The 15,692-nt window shown below is 60.9% G+C and carries 16 protein-coding genes and 1 riboswitch; of the genes, 5 read left to right on the forward strand and 11 right to left on the reverse strand.

From position 1 onward, the window contains the following. Nucleotides 1–74 precede the first annotated feature (74 nt). A complete protein-coding gene (locus tag ACJ2A4_RS07930; RefSeq protein ID WP_408872410.1) occupies nt 75–1,238 on the reverse strand; it encodes an aminotransferase in 1,164 nt (387 codons plus the stop codon). A gap of 469 nt (nt 1,239–1,707) precedes the next feature. On the opposite strand from ACJ2A4_RS07930, the gene glnA reads away from it, so the two are divergent. Next, nucleotides 1,708–3,090, forward strand: coding sequence for a type I glutamate--ammonia ligase (glnA, locus tag ACJ2A4_RS07935; protein ID WP_408874129.1), 1,383 nt, complete (start codon nt 1,708–1,710; stop codon nt 3,088–3,090). Nucleotides 3,091–3,175: 85 nt separating this feature from the next. After that, the gene (locus tag ACJ2A4_RS07940) at nt 3,176–3,805 is read left to right on the forward strand and encodes a trimeric intracellular cation channel family protein (protein WP_408872411.1); all 630 of its coding nucleotides are present in this window, start codon (nt 3,176–3,178) and stop codon (nt 3,803–3,805) included. Between the two features lie 21 nt (nt 3,806–3,826). Here ACJ2A4_RS07940 and ACJ2A4_RS07945 read toward each other — a convergent pair whose 3' ends face one another. From ACJ2A4_RS07945 to gcvT, 5 genes are all read right to left on the reverse strand, one after another. Further along, the gene (locus ACJ2A4_RS07945) at nt 3,827–4,039 is read right to left on the reverse strand and encodes a heavy-metal-associated domain-containing protein (RefSeq protein WP_408872412.1); all 213 of its coding nucleotides are present in this window, start codon (nt 4,037–4,039) and stop codon (nt 3,827–3,829) included. 88 nt (nt 4,040–4,127) lie between these two features. Next, entirely contained in the window at nt 4,128–4,439 is a 312-nt protein-coding gene (locus ACJ2A4_RS07950) for a putative quinol monooxygenase (protein ID WP_408872413.1), read from the reverse strand. Nucleotides 4,440–4,636: 197 nt separating this feature from the next. Further along, nucleotides 4,637–7,492, reverse strand: coding sequence for an aminomethyl-transferring glycine dehydrogenase (gcvP, locus tag ACJ2A4_RS07955; RefSeq protein WP_408872414.1), 2,856 nt, complete (start codon nt 7,490–7,492; stop codon nt 4,637–4,639). A gap of 63 nt (nt 7,493–7,555) precedes the next feature. Further along, nucleotides 7,556–7,915, reverse strand: a complete 360-nt coding sequence (gene gcvH / locus ACJ2A4_RS07960; RefSeq protein ID WP_062455063.1) for a glycine cleavage system protein GcvH — start codon at nt 7,913–7,915, stop codon at nt 7,556–7,558. 36 nt (nt 7,916–7,951) lie between these two features. Then, nucleotides 7,952–9,085 carry a glycine cleavage system aminomethyltransferase GcvT gene (gcvT, locus tag ACJ2A4_RS07965; protein WP_408872415.1) on the reverse strand — a complete coding sequence of 378 codons (1,134 nt, stop codon included), beginning with the start codon at nt 9,083–9,085 and terminating at the stop codon, nt 7,952–7,954. Between the two features lie 158 nt (nt 9,086–9,243). After that, a riboswitch (glycine riboswitch) is annotated at nt 9,244–9,333 on the reverse strand. A 91-nt stretch (nt 9,334–9,424) separates the two neighbouring features. Here gcvT and ACJ2A4_RS07970 point away from each other — a divergent pair. From ACJ2A4_RS07970 to ACJ2A4_RS07980, 3 genes are all read left to right on the forward strand, one after another. Continuing rightward, on the forward strand, nt 9,425–9,727 hold the full coding sequence (locus tag ACJ2A4_RS07970; protein WP_194259353.1) for a putative quinol monooxygenase: 303 nt from the start codon (nt 9,425–9,427) through the stop codon (nt 9,725–9,727). A gap of 30 nt (nt 9,728–9,757) precedes the next feature. Then, a complete protein-coding gene (locus ACJ2A4_RS07975) occupies nt 9,758–10,012 on the forward strand; it encodes a DUF333 domain-containing protein (RefSeq protein WP_408872416.1) in 255 nt (84 codons plus the stop codon). 100 nt (nt 10,013–10,112) lie between these two features. Next, a complete protein-coding gene (locus ACJ2A4_RS07980; protein ID WP_408872417.1) occupies nt 10,113–10,541 on the forward strand; it encodes a MarR family winged helix-turn-helix transcriptional regulator in 429 nt (142 codons plus the stop codon). 34 nt (nt 10,542–10,575) lie between these two features. Here the strand turns inward: ACJ2A4_RS07980 and speE are convergent, their stop codons facing one another. The 5 genes from speE to ilvB form a co-directional block, all read right to left on the reverse strand. Continuing rightward, nucleotides 10,576–11,448: a polyamine aminopropyltransferase gene (gene speE, locus ACJ2A4_RS07985; protein WP_011252652.1), complete on the reverse strand. Its 873-nt coding sequence runs from the start codon at nt 11,446–11,448 to the stop codon at nt 10,576–10,578. A 65-nt stretch (nt 11,449–11,513) separates the two neighbouring features. Beyond that, the gene (gene speD / locus ACJ2A4_RS07990; RefSeq protein WP_408872418.1) at nt 11,514–11,993 is read right to left on the reverse strand and encodes an adenosylmethionine decarboxylase; all 480 of its coding nucleotides are present in this window, start codon (nt 11,991–11,993) and stop codon (nt 11,514–11,516) included. A gap of 340 nt (nt 11,994–12,333) precedes the next feature. Next, nucleotides 12,334–13,353, reverse strand: coding sequence for a ketol-acid reductoisomerase (gene ilvC, locus ACJ2A4_RS07995; protein WP_062510693.1), 1,020 nt, complete (start codon nt 13,351–13,353; stop codon nt 12,334–12,336). Beyond that, complete coding sequence (gene ilvN / locus ACJ2A4_RS08000) at nt 13,353–13,880, reverse strand: acetolactate synthase small subunit (protein WP_408872419.1); 528 nt, start codon at nt 13,878–13,880, stop codon at nt 13,353–13,355. Before ilvN ends, ilvC begins: the two co-directional genes overlap by 1 nt. Then, nucleotides 13,880–15,673, reverse strand: coding sequence for a biosynthetic-type acetolactate synthase large subunit (gene ilvB, locus ACJ2A4_RS08005; protein WP_408872420.1), 1,794 nt, complete (start codon nt 15,671–15,673; stop codon nt 13,880–13,882). The genes ilvN and ilvB overlap by 1 nt, the downstream gene beginning before the upstream one ends. Between the last annotated feature and the right edge of the window lie 19 nt (nt 15,674–15,692).

Consider the following 15,692-nt stretch of genomic DNA (forward strand, 5'->3'; position numbering starts at 1 on the left):
AAAACCTCCAGACAGAACAGACCGGCTTTCCCGGCAGACAGATTGAACAAGAAATGGCTCACAGCGCAGGACTTTTAAGAAAGGGCCTTTTCCAGCCGTTTCAAGGCCTCACGCAGGATCTCGGGCTTTTTGCAGAAGGCAAACCGGATCAGGTTCTGCGGAGGCGTCTCGCCATCCGGATTATAGAAGGCTGAAACAGGGATCGTCGCCACTCCCGCATGTTCGATCAGCCAGCGGGCAAATTCGACATCTCCCCGGCCCTGCGCATGTCGTGAAATATCCGCCACGATGAAATAGCTGCCATCCGCTGGGAGCGTCTCAAAGCCCAGCCGTTCCAGCCCATCCCGAAGCAGATCGCGCTGCGTCTCCATCTGGGCTGAGAGCGCCTGATAATAGCTGTCATCCTTGTTCAGGCCGTAAGCCACGGCGCGTTGCAGATTCGGCGCGGTGGCAAAGACCAGAACCTGATGCGCCTTCGCCACCACGGATGCCAGAGCTGCCGGCGCCGTCACATATCCGACCTTCCAGCCCGTCAGGGAGAAGCTTTTGCCTGCACTTCCGATCCGCATGCAGCGCTCGCGCATCCCCGGAAGTGTCATCAATGGCAAGTGTTTCACGTGAAACGTCAGATGCTCATAGACTTCATCGCAGATCGCATAGGCATCATGCTCCCGGACCAGTTCCGCAATCAGTTTCAGTTCTTCGCGAACGAAAACCTTGCCTGAAGGATTTATCGGCGAGTTGAGCATGATCGCTTTCGTCTTCGGCCCAAACGCGGCCCGCAGCTCCGCCTCCGGCAGGGACCAGTGCGGCGGTGCAAGCCTGACACAGCGCGGCACCGCACCCAGCAGCTTCAGCGCCGGCAGATAGGTGTCGTAAAGCGGCTCGATCACCACCACCTCGTCACCCGGCTCCACAACCGCCATCAGACACGCTGCCAGAGCCTCCGTCGCACCGGACGTCACGACAACTTCCGTCGCAGGATCCACATCCAGACCATAGAAACGCCGGTTGGATGCCGCCACAGCCTCACGCAGTTCCGGCAGCCCGGTCAGAGGCGCATACTGGTTCCGCCCATCCTGCAACGCCTCGGCCGCAACCTGAATGATATCCTGCGGACCTTCGGTATCCGGGAAACCCTGCCCGAGATTGATCGCCCCATGTTTCACGGCCAGTTGTGACATGATCGTGAAGATGGTTGTTGGAAGACCCGCAAGATACTGGTTCGGCGTTTTCATTGATGATTCCCAGAACTGATTTCCACCACATCCGACAAGGCAGAAAGCGCGCTACCATCGCAGGCCAGAGCAATGCTGCAAAGCCTTGCCAACCTCCGCAACACCGATATTCACGGCAAACTGCGTCCCGGATGGTCCCGAACCGGATTCTGCTCCCTGATCGCGCCCCGGGATCACCGAACCTGCCCGTAAAACCCTGTTCGCATTCGTAAGATTCCGTCGTAAATCCGCGAAAATGCGTAATTTCCCGTACTCGACAGACGGGCATTTGTCGCTTAATCGTTTTGCAGCCGTTTACACGATGCAAGGCGACAGATCGATGGCCAAGAAAGCCCCCACTTCCTCTACCGTGAAACCGAAGGCCGCTCCGGCGCGCCGTCCCTCGAAGGCCGCAGCCCCCAAGGCTGCTCCCGCAGCAGCTGGCAAGCCGCCCGCCCCGAACCCGCAGGCCGTTGCCCGCGTCTTCGAGATGATCCAGGAGCACGCGGCGGAATTCGTCGATCTGCGCTTTACGGACCCCAAGGGCAAGTGGCACCACACGACCCAGACGGTCTCGACCATCGAAGACGACACCTTCGTTGAAGGCTTCATGTTCGACGGCTCTTCCATCCAGGGCTGGAAGGCCATCAACGAGTCCGACATGGTCCTGCTTCCGGATCCGGAAACGGCCGTCATGGACCCGTTCTCCGCCAAGCCGCAGCTGATCCTGTTCTGCGACATCATCGATCCGAAGACGGGCAATTTCTACAACCGCGACCCGCGTTCGACCGCCAAGCTCGCAGAAGCCTATCTCAAGGATGCCGGCTTCGGTGACACGGCGTTCTTCGGTCCGGAAGCCGAGTTCTTCATCTTCGACAACGTGCAGTTCGGCACAGGCCCGAACTTCGGCATGTACCAGCTCGACAGCATCGAAGGCCCGGGCGCTTCCCTGAAGGCCTATCCAGAAGGCAACATGGGCCATCGCCCTGTCGTCAAGGGCGGCTACTTCCCGGTCCCGCCGGTAGACAGCGAGAACGATCTGCGCGCCGAAATGCTCTCCACGATGGGCGAGATGGGCCTGCCAATCGAGAAGCATCACCACGAAGTCGCACAGTCGCAGCACGAGCTCGGCACGAAGTTCGACACGCTCGTGAAGTCCGCCGACTTCATGCAGATCTACAAGTACTGCGTGCACAACGTCGCCCATTCCTACGGCAAGACGGCCACCTTCATGCCGAAGCCAATCGCGGGCGATAACGGTTCGGGCATGCACGTTCACCAGTCCATCTGGAAGGACGGCAAGCCGAACTTCGCTGGTGACAAGTATGCCGATCTGTCCGACGAGGCGCTGTACTATATCGGTGGCATCATCAAGCACGCGAAGGCCCTGAACGCCTTCACGAACCCGTCCACCAACTCCTACAAGCGCCTGATCCCGGGCTTCGAAGCCCCCGTGCTTCTGGCTTACTCCGCTGCGAACCGTTCGGCGTCCTGCCGTATCCCGCATGCGACGAACCCGAAGGCCAAGCGCGTTGAAGTCCGTTTCCCGGACCCGACCGCCAACCCGTATCTCGCCTTCGCTGCCATGCTGATGGCCGGCCTCGACGGCATCCGCAACAAGATCCACCCGGGCGACGCCATGGACAAGGATCTGTACGAACTGCCGAAGGAAGAGCTGGCCCAGATCCCGACGGTCTGCGGTTCGCTCCGTGAAGCTCTCGAAGCCCTCAAGGAAGACCATGCCTTCCTGCTCGAAGGCGGCGTCTTCACCAAGGATCAGATCGAAAGCTACATCGACATCAAGTGGCCGGAAGTCTACAAGTTCGAACACACGCCGCATCCGGCAGAGTTCGAGATGTACTACTCGGTCTGAGCCGGGTCAGAACATCACCTCAAGGGAAAGCCCGGCCTTCGTGCCGGGCTTTTCTGTTTTCAACACCCCACTTCAAGACGGCCCGATGATCCCACCCGCCCTTCAGGCCTTCTCCTCGTCCGCCCTGCCGATCCTCGACATCGCCGGCACGATCGTCTTCGCCATCTCTGGCGCCATCGAGGCCGCACGCTCACGTCTGACCATCGTGACCTTCATGTTCTTTGCCGCCATCACGGGCGTCGGCGGCGGCACCGTACGGGACCTCCTGATCGGTGCGCCCGTCTTCTGGATGCACACCTCCGTCCCGATCGCGGCCTGCCTGCTTTCGGCCATCGCCGTCTGGTTCACGCCAGCCCGCTTCTGGCCGGCCCGCGCGGTGGAATGGTTCGACGGTTTGGGGATCGCAGCCTATGGCGTCTTTGGCTCAGCCAAGGCGCTGGCCTACGGGATCCCTCTGATCCCGGCAGCCCTGATGGGCATTGTCAGTGCGTGTATGGGGGGTATTTTCCGGGACGTGCTGGCCGGTGTCCCGTCCATCATCATCCGGCCGGAGCTTTACGTCACGGCCGTGGCTCTTGCGTCAGGGAGCTATGTTGCTCTCACCGCAGCAGGCGTGAATACCACAGCCGCGGCCGCCTTCGCCGTTACCGCAGGATTTACTCTGCGGGCCATTGCCCTCATCAAGGGCCTGGGTCTGCCACATTATCGTCGATAAGCCGCAGACCCTTTCTGTCAGTCAGGCGATGACGTCGAAACCGACATCTTCCACAACATGCTGCAACGCAATCGGCGTTACTTTCTGCTCATCATACTGAATGGCAGCCTGTGCCGGATCGAGCGTCACCTGCGCAGATGAAACGCCCGACACATTGGACAGCGCAGACTGCAGCTTGCCAGAACATCCCTGGCAGGACATGCCATCAACCTTGAACGTCACCACCGAAACCATAAAGAGTCTCCTGTTTTTCAAAGGCTGCTCCGCAAAGCAGTCGCTCCCCGAAAAAGGGCATATTCCCACAGAAATGCAAACAGCTTTTTCAGGCCGCGTCAGCAGCCTCGTCCAGCGGCTGGACCTTCATGATTTCGGCCTGAGCACCACACTTCGCAAGAGCATCGCCCAGAACCTTGAAGTGCGGTGCAGCCAGATGGGCCTCAAACCCGGCTTCCGAAGACCAGACCTCATTGGCCACAAACCGGCCAGCTTTTTCGATATCCCTGCTGATCACATACTGGCGGCATGCGTCTTCCTTACGGGATTCCACAACACAGGCCGCAAAAGCCTGTTCCGCAGCCGCAGCATGTTCAGCAGGAACCGTGACAACAGCCGTGATGTGAACCGTCTGGCTCATGATGGAACTCCTTATATCCGATAGAGCTGCCCTGCCCCGTTTTTCATGCAGGCGGGCAGCGTTTCACGTGAAACCATACCACACCCCTTTGTGATAAAGAACCCATGCCGGGTATCCGACCCGAAAGGACCGGACAGCAGAAAGGCGCCTCCCCGAAGGAAGACGCCCTTGCCAAAACACCGGACTGGAAAACCCGTTCAGCCTTCGACGTAGGTCGAAATATCCGGGCAGGAACAGACAAGATTCCGGTCCCCCCAGGCATTGTCCAGACGCCCGACCGGCGACCAGTATTTCGCCGTATCCACACCACCAGGGAAACATCCTGCCTCACGGCTGTAGGAACGCTCCCAGTCCCCCGCCAGATCCGCCGTCGTATGCGGCGCAAAGCGCAGCGGGCTGTCTTCCATCCCGACGCGCCCGGCTTCGACCTCGGCAATTTCCGCACGGATGGCGATCATCGCATCGCAGAAGCGGTCCAGCTCACCCTTGCCTTCGGATTCCGTCGGCTCGATCATGAACGTCCCCGCCACCGGGAAGCTGACCGTTGGCGCATGGAACCCGTGATCGATCAAACGCTTGGCAATATCGTCCACTGTCACACCGACTGCATCCTTCAGCGGCCGCAGATCCACGATGCATTCATGCGCCGTAAAGCCGTTCGTCCCGCGATACAGAACCGGATAATGCTCACCCAGACGCGAGGCGATGTAGTTCGCATTCAGGATCGCCATCGTCGTCGCCTGACGCAGCCCCTCGTCGCCCATCATCATGATATAGGCCGCGGAGATCGGCAGAATGGACGCCGACCCGAAAGGTGCTGCGGACACCGTAATGCCATGCTGTCCCGGCAGATACGGCGCAAGGTGCTTGCCCACACCGATCGGCCCCATGCCCGGCCCACCGCCGCCATGCGGAATGCAGAACGTTTTGTGCAGGTTGAAGTGCGAGACATCGGCGCCATACAGACCCGGCCGCGCCAGCCCGACCTGCGCATTAAGGTTCGCGCCATCCAGATAGACCTGCCCGCCCGCGGCATGAACCAGCTCGCAGATCTCGACGATCCGCTCCTCGAACACACCATGCGTGGACGGATAGGTGATCATGATGGCCGCCACGCGCCCGTCATGCTGTGCGATCTTGGCCTTCAGATCCTCGACATCGACATTGCCGTTCTCATCGCAGGCCACGACAACAACCCGCATCCCGACCATCTGGGCCGAAGCCGGATTGGTCCCGTGTGCGGAGGCCGGAATCAGACACACGTCGCGGTTCTCATCACCGCGTGCGCGGTGATAACCCCGGATGGCCAGAAGTCCGGCATATTCGCCCTGCGCGCCGGAATTCGGCTGAAGCGACACGGCGTCATACCCCGAAATCGCACACAGCGTGCGCTCCAGATAGGCGAACAGCTCAGCATAACCCTGAACCTGATCCGCAGGTGCGAACGGATGAATCCGCGCGAATTCCGGCCAGGTGATGGGAATCATCTCCGCCGTCGCATTGAGCTTCATCGTGCACGAACCCAGCGGGATCATCGTCCGGTCCAGCGCCAGATCCTTGTCCGCCAGCGCACGCATGTAGCGCAGCAGATCCGTCTCGGAGCGGTGCGCATGGAACACCGGATGCGTCAGCAGCGGTGCCGTCCGCGACAGGCCTTCCGGCAGCGCATCCGCCACATCCAGCGCCTGCTCGATGGCCGACAGATCCGCCCCTTCGCCCGCGAACGCTGCCCAGACTGCGCGGATCGTCTCCGGCGTCGTGGTCTCGTCACAGGACATGCCGATCCGGCCATCCCCCGCATCACGCAGATTGATGCCAGAAGCCACAGCGCGCGCCAGAACCTGCGGCGCAGCATCGCCAGCCTGAACGGTGATGGTGTCGAAGAATACATCCGTCTCGACCGTCGCACCCAGCGTCTTCAGCCCGGCGGACAGGATCGCCGCCATCCGGTGCGTGCGCGCGGCAATGGCCTTCAGCCCTTCCGGACCGTGATAGACCGCATACATGGACGCGATGATCGCCAGCAGGGCCTGCGCCGTACAGATGTTGGACGTCGCCTTTTCACGGCGGATATGCTGCTCGCGCGTCTGAAGTGCGAGACGATAGGCCGGCTTGCCCGCGCTGTCGCGCGACACACCAACCAGACGCCCCGGCATGTGCCGCTTGAACGCATCGCGCGTCGCCATGAACGCCGCATGCGGACCACCAGCCCCCATCGGCACGCCATAACGCTGCATCGAACCGATCGCGATATCCGCGCCCAGCGCGCCCGGGCTTTCCAGCAGCACCAAAGCCAGCGGATCACAGGCCAGAGCCGCAATCGCACCCTTTTCATGCAGTGCCGCGATCACCTTGCGTGGATCCCGCACCTGCCCCGAAGACCCGGGATAGGACAGCAGTGCGCCGAACACGGAGGACGCATCCAGATCCGTCTCCGGATCGCCGACCACAACATCCCAGCCCAGCGGCTCGGCCCGCGTGCGGATCACGGCAATCGTCTGCGGGTGCGTATCGGCATCCACGAAGAACGCCGTCGCCTTCGACTTGCCCACACGCTGCGCCAGCGCCATGGCTTCCGCACAGGCTGTGCTCTCGTCCAGCAGGGAGGCATTGGCAATGTCGAGCCCCGTCAGATCCGCCACCAGCGTCTGGAAGTTCAGCAGCGCCTCAAGACGGCCCTGGCTGATTTCGGGCTGATATGGCGTGTAAGCCGTGTACCAGGCCGGGTTTTCCAGGATATTCCGCTGGATGACCGGCGGCAGAACCGTATCGTAATAGCCCTGCCCGATCATGGACGTCAGAACCTGATTGCGCGAGGCGATCTGCCGCAGACGCGCCAGTGCATCCTGCTCGGTCAGGGCAGCACCAATCCCATGATCTCCGCGATCGAGAATGGCGGCCGGAATGGTCTTGTCGATCAGGTCATCAAGGCTGGCAGCCCCCACGACACGCAGCATCTCTCCGATTTCGGAAGGGCGCGGGCCGATATGGCGGGAGCTGAAATCTTCGGTCTGGGCAGGCCACAAGGTCGTCACAGGCAGGTTCTCTGGCATTTCATGAAAGCAGTGGCGGGCTGAAGAAAAAACGGGGCCTGCCAGCGCAGACCCCGCCTCCCCTCAGAGGCTCTTGTACTGTTCGGCCGTCAGCAGGCCCTTGAGGTCGTCCGGGTTGGCAACCGTCATGCGGAAAATCCAGCCCTCGCCTTCCGGATCCTTGCCCACCAGCGTCGGATCATCGGACAGCGCGTCATTGAAACCGGCCAGCGTGCCCGCAACCGGCGCATAAATGTCGGACGCCGCCTTCACGGACTCGACAACAGCCGCCGCATCACCGGCAGCAACTTCCGTGCCCTCGTCCTTGGCTTCGACGAACACCAGTTCGCCCAGCTCTTCGGAGGCATGTGCCGTGATGCCGACAGTGCCCTGATCGCCATCGACGCGGATCCATTCATGGGACTTCGTGTAATAGGTCGTCATAGCTGCTTTTTCCTGATCTGAAGTTCGACTGTAAGTTCAGCGCTTGAAGCCGGGTGCCACGAACGGCATCGCCCGCACATGCAGCGGCACATACTTGCCCCGCAGTTCCGCAAAGACGGGCGTATCCACCGCCGCGTGATCCGGCGTGACATATCCCATCGCAACAGGAGCCTTCACGCTCGGGCCAAATGCCCCAGACGTGACCACCCCGATTTCCTTCTGCCCCTCGGCATCGGCAAAGAGCTTCGCCCCCGCCCGCACCGGAGCCCGGCCATCCGCAACCAGCCCGACGCGCTTGCGCTCTACGCCATCGCGCGCCTGCTTCAGCACGACATCCGCACCCGGATAGCCGCCCTCACGCACACCGCCCTCACGGCGCGCTTTCTGGATCGCCCAGCCCAGCGACGCCTCAACCGGCGTGGTCGTGACATCGATGTCATTGCCATACAGGCACAGCCCGGCCTCAAGACGCAGCGAATCCCGCGCGCCCAGACCGATCGGCAGCACATCCGGCTGCGCCAGGATCGCCCGTGCAATCTTTTCGGCATCCGCGCCGGCACAGCCGATCTCGAACCCGTCCTCGCCCGTATAACCGGAGCGCGACACCGTTACCGGAACACCGGCCAGCTCGGTCTCGATCACATCCATGAAGCGCATGTCCTTCACGGCCGGGCAGAGTGACACCAGAGCCGCTTCCGCCGCCGGGCCCTGAAGCGCCATGAGCGCACGGTCGAACTGACGCGTCACGACACAGCGATCAGACAACGCCTTCTCGATCCGGTCCGCATCCTGAACCTTGCAGCCCGCATTGACGACAACCAGCAGGTCCTTGCCCATATTGGCGACCATCAGGTCATCCAGGATTCCGCCCTTCTCATTGGTCAGCAGTCCATAACGCTGACGCCCGGCGGCAAGTCCGACGAAATCAGCCGGAACCAGCGTCTCCAGAGCCGCAGCCGCGTCCTTCACGTCCCCGCTCTTCGCGGCAATGCGGATCTGCCCCATGTGAGACACATCAAACAGACCGGCCTTTTCACGCGTATGCAGATGCTCCGTCATCAGTCCGGCCGGGAACTGGATCGGCATCTCAAAGCCCGCGAACGGCACCATTTTCGCGCCAAGTTCCAGATTCAGATCATAAAGAGGAGTACGCTGGAGGGAATCAGTCATATGGAAAGCCCCGAACCATTCTATCTAAAGGCGTGAAGATGCAGACGTCCCCGGTCGCCCGCAAAACGGACCGGAAAAAACGTCGCCCCTTCTGTCCTTTCGCCTGAGATCGCTATCCCGTCGGCGGATGCGTCCAGCGCACCTCTCTCCAGAATGTCCTGACCGCCTCGGTCCTTTGGCCTGAGAGTTTCCGGGGCGGTTGCTCCTTCGGCGCCAGCCTGACGGCCGGTCTCTCCCGTGTCGGTCATCCCGATCCTGCCAGTTTCCGAAAAACTCCGCAATCGTTACGAACGCTCATGCGTTGGGTCTTTTGCCCTGCAACACGCAAAGGAAAATGTCATGGCTGGTGAACTGACGGTCATTGCCGAATTTGAAACCACTTCGGCAACCTACGAAAAATTCCTTGAAGCCTGCGCCTATGACAGCGAGCGCTCCGTGGCTGACGAATCCGGCTGCCACAGCTTCACGGTCCTGTCCCCCGAAACGGAAGCCGACACGGTCATCCTCGTGGAAGTCTATACCGACCGCGCCGCCTTCGAGGCCCACCTCAAGACCCCGCATTTCGCGGTCTTTGCAAAAGCTGTAAAAGACCTGGAAATCAAGGAACGCAGTGTCCGTTTCCTGAAGAAGAGAGCCCCCTGAACAATGCATCTGTCGAATATGAAACGCCTTTTGACCATTACTCTTCTGTGCGGCACGGTTTCCGCCTGTGCCTCCCATCCGCAGCATAATCCGCGCCAGCGCCTGATCGGCATCCCCAACCCCGCCAGCGTCTACTGCACGCAGCAGGGTGGCCGTCACGGTGATGTCCGGACCGCTGGCGGTGAAACCGGCACCTGTACGTTCCCGCCGAACCAGATCTGCGATGAATGGACGCTCTATCGCGAACACCGCTGCGTCGCGCCTCTGGCCCGGATGCAGCCCTGATTTTTCCAGCCCGGTCAGGCCCGAAAAGGGCCTCCGGGTTTTTCATTATTCCGATACATAACATGTTATGTATTCTATCCACATGTTCCCCCGAATCCGAATGACCGTCCCCTCTCCCCTGAGCGCCCTGACCACGCGCAACACTAGGCTCTTCACGCTCCTACTGGAACGCGAACTCAAAAAGACAGGCCTCCGGATCGGTCAGCTTCCCGTGCTGCAGGCTTTGCAGGATGGAAAGACCCTCAATCAGAAAGCCCTCGCGAATTTTGCGGATATCGAACAGCCGGGCATGACGACACTTCTCGCCCGGATGGAGCGCGACGGCCTGATCCAGTGCGAACCAGACCCGACAGACCGCCGCAGCACACTGGTCACACTGACACCGGACGGACAGCGGAAAAGTCGGAATATTGTTCCTATTGTGGAACATTTAACCGACATAGCACTCAAGGGGTTTACACCCCTCGAACGCGACATTCTCGTAACACTTCTGGAACGGATCAACAGCAGCTTGAAAAGCCAGCTGTAACTGCCTACCCCTTAATGAAGAGGCAGGCACACGATCATTTTCCGGTTTTCGGAAGATGCTCGGCAATATAGGGCGGCAGGTTGAATGATCCGACATGGATCTCCGGCGTCCAGTAGCGCGTCGTCCCCAGGATCTTCGCAGCTTCCGCACGGGTGCGGATCTGCTCGACCGTCTGCGTGTTCGGCGCCTGCCCCTTGGAGGCCACACCCAGCGTCATGAACCCACCGACATAGGTCGGAACAGCGGCCACATACGCACCCACATGCGGGAAGAACTTCGCACGACGCAGGCTTGTTTCATACAGCTCATCCGCCTGCATAAACGGCACACCGCACTGGTTCACAATCAGCCCTTCAGCCGAAAGAATGCGTGCGCAGTTGCTGTAGAATTCGTCCGTGAACAGCACTTCGCCCACACCGATCGGATCGGTGCTGTCGACGATGATCACGTCGAACGAACCGTCAGCCGCCTTGGCGACATAGTCGATGCCGTCACCAACGATGACCTCGGCCCGCGGATCGTTCCACGCATCCCCGGCAATGTCCGGTAGATACTGTTTGGACAGCTCGATCACCGCACCGTCGATCTCGACCATGACAGCCTTCTCGACCGTGTCATGCTGCAGGACGCGACGCAGAACGCCACCATCGCCCGCACCGATGATCAGCACGCGCTTCGCACAGGGATGCGCCAGCAGCGGCACATGCGTCAGCATTTCCTGATAAACGAATTCGTCACGCTCGGTGATCTGGATGACACCATCCAGAACCAGCACGCGGCCGTGGCTGGAGCTTTCAAACACCACCACATCCTGGAAGTCGGATTTTACCCGTGCGAGCTCACGCGTAACGAGAAAGCGCTGTCCCCAGTCCGGGTACAGGGTCTCGTTGAGCCATGTTTCAGCCATGGATCATCGTTTCCTTGTCGGATTGTATTGGAAAAGGACCGGTTTTACCCGGTCCTTTCGTCAGTTCAGGCTGCTTTTGCAGCCTTGTCCTGCACGCGGCCACGCCGCACGGCATCGACCTCGATCCGGCCGGCCTGGAACAGGCGCTGCATCACCGGGATCGACAGGTTCGGATCACATGCACCGCACATGAACACGTCCACGGCCGCATAATTCCGTTCCGGCCACGTATGGATCGAGATGTGGCTTTCCGCCAACACGATCACGCCGGACACGCCGCCATTGGGCGTAAAGTGGTGAAAATGGCTGTGCAGGATCGTTGCGCCAGCCGCCACCGCAGCTTCGCACAGCGTTTCATCGATCCGCATGGGATCATCGAGATTCCGGGCGTCCCAGAAATCGATCAGCAGGTGATTGCCAGCAAAACGCTCGCCATCACGCTCAATGAAGTAATCCTTGCGCTCCTCCTCAACGAGGTGAGCTGCGCCGTTCTGGATATCTCTCGGGAGTCCCGATACCATCCCCAGTTGAGCAAGTGCGTTCATCACGTACCCCCAAACCAGTAGACAGCCTGTTGGGCAAAAATGCCCCCTTGGGCCAGGAAGCGCGCTAGTTAGCGGCCCCTCCCCCCTGATGCAAGCACTTTATGGGGTAATTCCCCAATATGTCACATATCTCCGCCGGTCCATGTTCCCACTGCATGAGAAAGCGGTTTTCCCTTTCCTGCACACAGGGCTCATATCCAGAAATGCCTTAAATATCCCAAGGCAGATACAGTTCGGGCGCCGGATCTCCGGGAAACGAATCCCGGAAATCGCGACGCCCGAAAGAAGCCGAGGCTTCCCGGTTCCAAAGGGCCGAATCCGGCCCTTCAGATCCGTCTGATCAGTTCTTGGCCTTGTCGACCAGCTTGCCCTTGGCAATCCACGGCATCATCGCACGCAGCTTCTCACCGGTCTTTTCGATCGGGTGAGCGTCATTACGGGCGCGGATGGCCTTGAAGCCAACGCCGCCGGACTGGTTCTCAAGGATGAAGTTGCGAACGAACGTACCGTCCTGGATGTCCGTCAGAACGCGCTTCATCTCGGCCTTCGTTTCCGGCGTGATGATGCGCGGACCCGTGACATACTCGCCGTATTCGGCGGTGTTGGAGATGGAGTAGTTCATGTTCGCAATGCCGCCTTCGTAGATCAGGTCCACGATCAGCTTCATTTCGTGCAGGCACTCGAAATAGGCCATCTCCGGCGCATAACCGCCTTCAACCAGCGTCTCGAAGCCGGCGCGGATCAGGTCAACGAGACCACCGCACAGGACAGCCTGCTCACCGAACAGATCGGTTTCGACTTCTTCCTTGAAGGTCGTCTCGATGATGCCCGCACGGCCACCACCGTTTGCCGAAGCGTAGGACAGGGCGATCTCAAGCGCATTGCCCGAAGCGTTCTGTGCCACGGCCACGAGGGACGGCACGCCACCACCACGCAGGTATTCGGAACGGACCGTGTGGCCCGGGCCCTTCGGCGCGATCAGGAACACGTCCAGGTCCGGACGGGCTTCGATGATGCGGAAATGGATGGATAGACCATGAGCGAAGGCCAGGGCAGCACCCTGCTTCAGGTTCTTCTCAAGGCTTTCCTTGTACAGCGCGCCCTGGCCTTCATCCGGCGTCAGGACCATGACAACATCGGCCCAGGCAGCAGCCTCACCCGGCTCCATCACCTTGAAACCGGCTTCCTCAGCCTTCTTCACGGCGGAAGACGTCGGACGCAGGCCGATGACGATGTCGGAAACGCCGCTGTCCTTGAGGTTGTTGGCATGGGCGTGACCCTGGCTGCCATAGCCGATGATCGCGACTTTCTTGCTCTTGATCAGATTCAGATCGGCATCGCGATCGTAATACACCCGCATCAGACAGGCTCCTTTTTAAGATGAAACACTGAAGGACCCCGCCCGATGGCAGCAATCCCGGTGCGCGAAACCTCGGCCAGGCCAAGGGGGCGCATCAACTCGATGAACGCGTCGATCTTCTCGGGAGACCCCGTCAGCTCGAACACGAAACTCGTGGCCGTCGTATCCACAGGCCGCGCACGGAACAAATCCGCAATGCGCAGGGCCTCCGTCCGGCGGTCACCGGACGAGACGATCTTCACCAGCGCAAGCTCACGGCCCACATATGGGCCTTCTTCCGTCAGGTCACAGACATCATGCACCGGGATCAGGCGCTTGAGCTGCGCCTTGATCTGCCGGATCACCATCGGCGTGCCCGATGTCAGGACGGTGATGCGCGAGAGCTTCTGCTCCGCATCCACCAGCGCCACCGTCAGGCTCTCGATGTTGTAGCCGCGGCCGGAAAACAGGCCCACCACGCGGGCCAGCGCGCCACTCTCGTCCTCGATCAGAACAGAGATGACCGAATGTTGGATAGTCTCCGTCATCAGACCAGCATCTTCCCTTCTTCGGTCAGTCCCGCCGCTTCGGAATCCTGATCCGGACCCAGCAGCATCTGGTTGTGCGCGGCACCCGACGGGATCATCGGATAGCAGTTCTCGCCTTCCGCCACGCAGATATCGGCCACGACCGGCCCATCATGCGCCAGCATCCGACGGATCACGTCATCCAGCTCACCCACATGCGTCGCCCGCATCCCGGTCGCATGGAAGGCTTCAGCGAGCTTTACGAAGTCCGGCAGTGCCTCGCTGTAGGACTGCGAATAGCGCGACCCGTGAAGCAGCTCCTGCCACTGACGGACCATGCCCATATAGTGGTTGTTCAGGATGAAGATCTTCACCGGCAGGCGATACTGCGCGATCGTGCCCAGTTCCTGGATATTCATGAGCGTGGAGGCTTCACCGGCGATGTCGATCACCAGCGCATCCGGATGGGCCACCTGCGCGCCCACGGCGGCCGGCAGACCATAGCCCATCGTCCCCAGCCCCCCCGACGTCAGCCAGCGGTTCGGCTTGTCGAACTGGAAGTGCTGGGCCGCCCACATCTGATGCTGCCCGACCTCGGTGGACACGAACGTGTCACGTCCCGTTTCCTGCGCCAGCTCGTACAGACGGCGGATAGCATGCTGCGGACGGATGATGGCCGACGGGTCCATGTCCTGTGTAAAACCAAAGCCGTCCACGCTGCGCCAGGAGGCGATCTGGTTCCACCAGGTGGACAGATCCGGCGCCGGCGTATCGCCCCAGGCTTCCAGCAGGGCCTCGAGCGTATCGCGCACATCGCCTTCGATCCGCACATCCACCGGCACGATCTTGTCGATCTGGCTCGGGTCAATATCGGCATGCACCTTGAACGAATTGGGCGAGAACGCATCCACGCGCCCCGTCACACGGTCATCGAAGCGCGAGCCCAGCGCGATCAGCAGATCACAGCCATGCGTGGCCATGTTGGCCTCGACCGAACCATGCATGCCCAGCATGCCCAGGAACTGCGGATCGGGAGACGGAAACGCGCCCAGCCCCATCAACGTGGACGTGACCGGGAAACCGGTCTTCCGCGCCAGACGACGCAGCAGCTCCGACGCTTCCGGACCGGAATTGATGATGCCACCACCCGTATAGAAGAGCGGACGCTTGGCCGTCTTCATGGCCTCAACGGTCCGCGCGATCGCTTCCGCATCCGGGCCACCCTGATGGCTCAGACGCCGCAACCGCGACAGCGCAGGCTTCGTCAGCGGCGCCTTGCCGACCGTGATGTCCTTGGGCAGATCCACCAGAACCGGCCCCGGACGACCCGAACGCGCAACTTCGAACGCCTCGCGCACGGTCTGCGCCAGTGTCCCCGGCTCCCGCACGAGGTAGTTGTGCTTGGTCGCAGGGCGCGTGATGCCCGTCGTATCGGCTTCCTGGAACGCGTCATTACCGATCAGCTTGGTCGGCACCTGACCCGACAGGCAGACGAGCGGGATGGAATCCATCAGCGCATCCACCAGCCCGGTCACGGCATTGGTCGCACCCGGACCCGACGTCACCAGCACCACGCCCACCTTGCCCGTCGAACGCGCATAGGCCTCTGCCGCATGAACGGCAGCCTGCTCATGGCGGACAAGCACATGGCGAATTCGGTCCTGCTTGAAGAGAGCATCGTAAATCGGAAGGACAGCCCCACCCGGATATCCGAATATGACCTCCACACCCTCTTCATCGAGAACGCGCAGAAGCACCTCCGCGCCATTCAGCGCCTCGTTGCCTGTTCCTGCGTCTCTTTCAGCAGCCGTCACCGTTTCCTCCCAAGGTATG

It is taken from the genome of Gluconobacter roseus (assembly GCF_046058915.1).
Lineage (GTDB): Bacteria > Pseudomonadota > Alphaproteobacteria > Acetobacterales > Acetobacteraceae > Gluconobacter > Gluconobacter roseus_A.

What these genes read in the sequence shown, in the direction of transcription:
- glnA (WP_408874129.1), top strand. Translation starts at nt 1,708, where the DNA reads ATGATCCAGGAGCACGCGGCGGAATTCGTCGATCTGCGCTTTACGGAC.
- ACJ2A4_RS07970 (WP_194259353.1), top strand. Translation starts at nt 9,425, where the DNA reads ATGGCTGGTGAACTGACGGTCATTGCCGAATTTGAAACCACTTCGGCA.
- ACJ2A4_RS07950 (WP_408872413.1), bottom strand. Translation starts at nt 4,439, where the DNA reads ATGAGCCAGACGGTTCACATCACGGCTGTTGTCACGGTTCCTGCTGAA.
- ACJ2A4_RS07945 (WP_408872412.1), bottom strand. Translation starts at nt 4,039, where the DNA reads ATGGTTTCGGTGGTGACGTTCAAGGTTGATGGCATGTCCTGCCAGGGA.
- ilvC (WP_062510693.1), bottom strand. Translation starts at nt 13,353, where the DNA reads ATGCGGGTGTATTACGATCGCGATGCCGATCTGAATCTGATCAAGAGC.
- gcvT (WP_408872415.1), bottom strand. Translation starts at nt 9,085, where the DNA reads ATGACTGATTCCCTCCAGCGTACTCCTCTTTATGATCTGAATCTGGAA.
- gcvP (WP_408872414.1), bottom strand. Translation starts at nt 7,492, where the DNA reads ATGCCAGAGAACCTGCCTGTGACGACCTTGTGGCCTGCCCAGACCGAA.
- ACJ2A4_RS07980 (WP_408872417.1), top strand. Translation starts at nt 10,113, where the DNA reads ATGACCGTCCCCTCTCCCCTGAGCGCCCTGACCACGCGCAACACTAGG.
- ACJ2A4_RS07930 (WP_408872410.1), bottom strand. Translation starts at nt 1,238, where the DNA reads ATGAAAACGCCGAACCAGTATCTTGCGGGTCTTCCAACAACCATCTTC.
- gcvH (WP_062455063.1), bottom strand. Translation starts at nt 7,915, where the DNA reads ATGACGACCTATTACACGAAGTCCCATGAATGGATCCGCGTCGATGGC.
- speE (WP_011252652.1), bottom strand. Translation starts at nt 11,448, where the DNA reads ATGGCTGAAACATGGCTCAACGAGACCCTGTACCCGGACTGGGGACAG.
- ACJ2A4_RS07940 (WP_408872411.1), top strand. Translation starts at nt 3,176, where the DNA reads ATGATCCCACCCGCCCTTCAGGCCTTCTCCTCGTCCGCCCTGCCGATC.
- ilvN (WP_408872419.1), bottom strand. Translation starts at nt 13,880, where the DNA reads ATGACGGAGACTATCCAACATTCGGTCATCTCTGTTCTGATCGAGGAC.
- speD (WP_408872418.1), bottom strand. Translation starts at nt 11,993, where the DNA reads ATGAACGCACTTGCTCAACTGGGGATGGTATCGGGACTCCCGAGAGAT.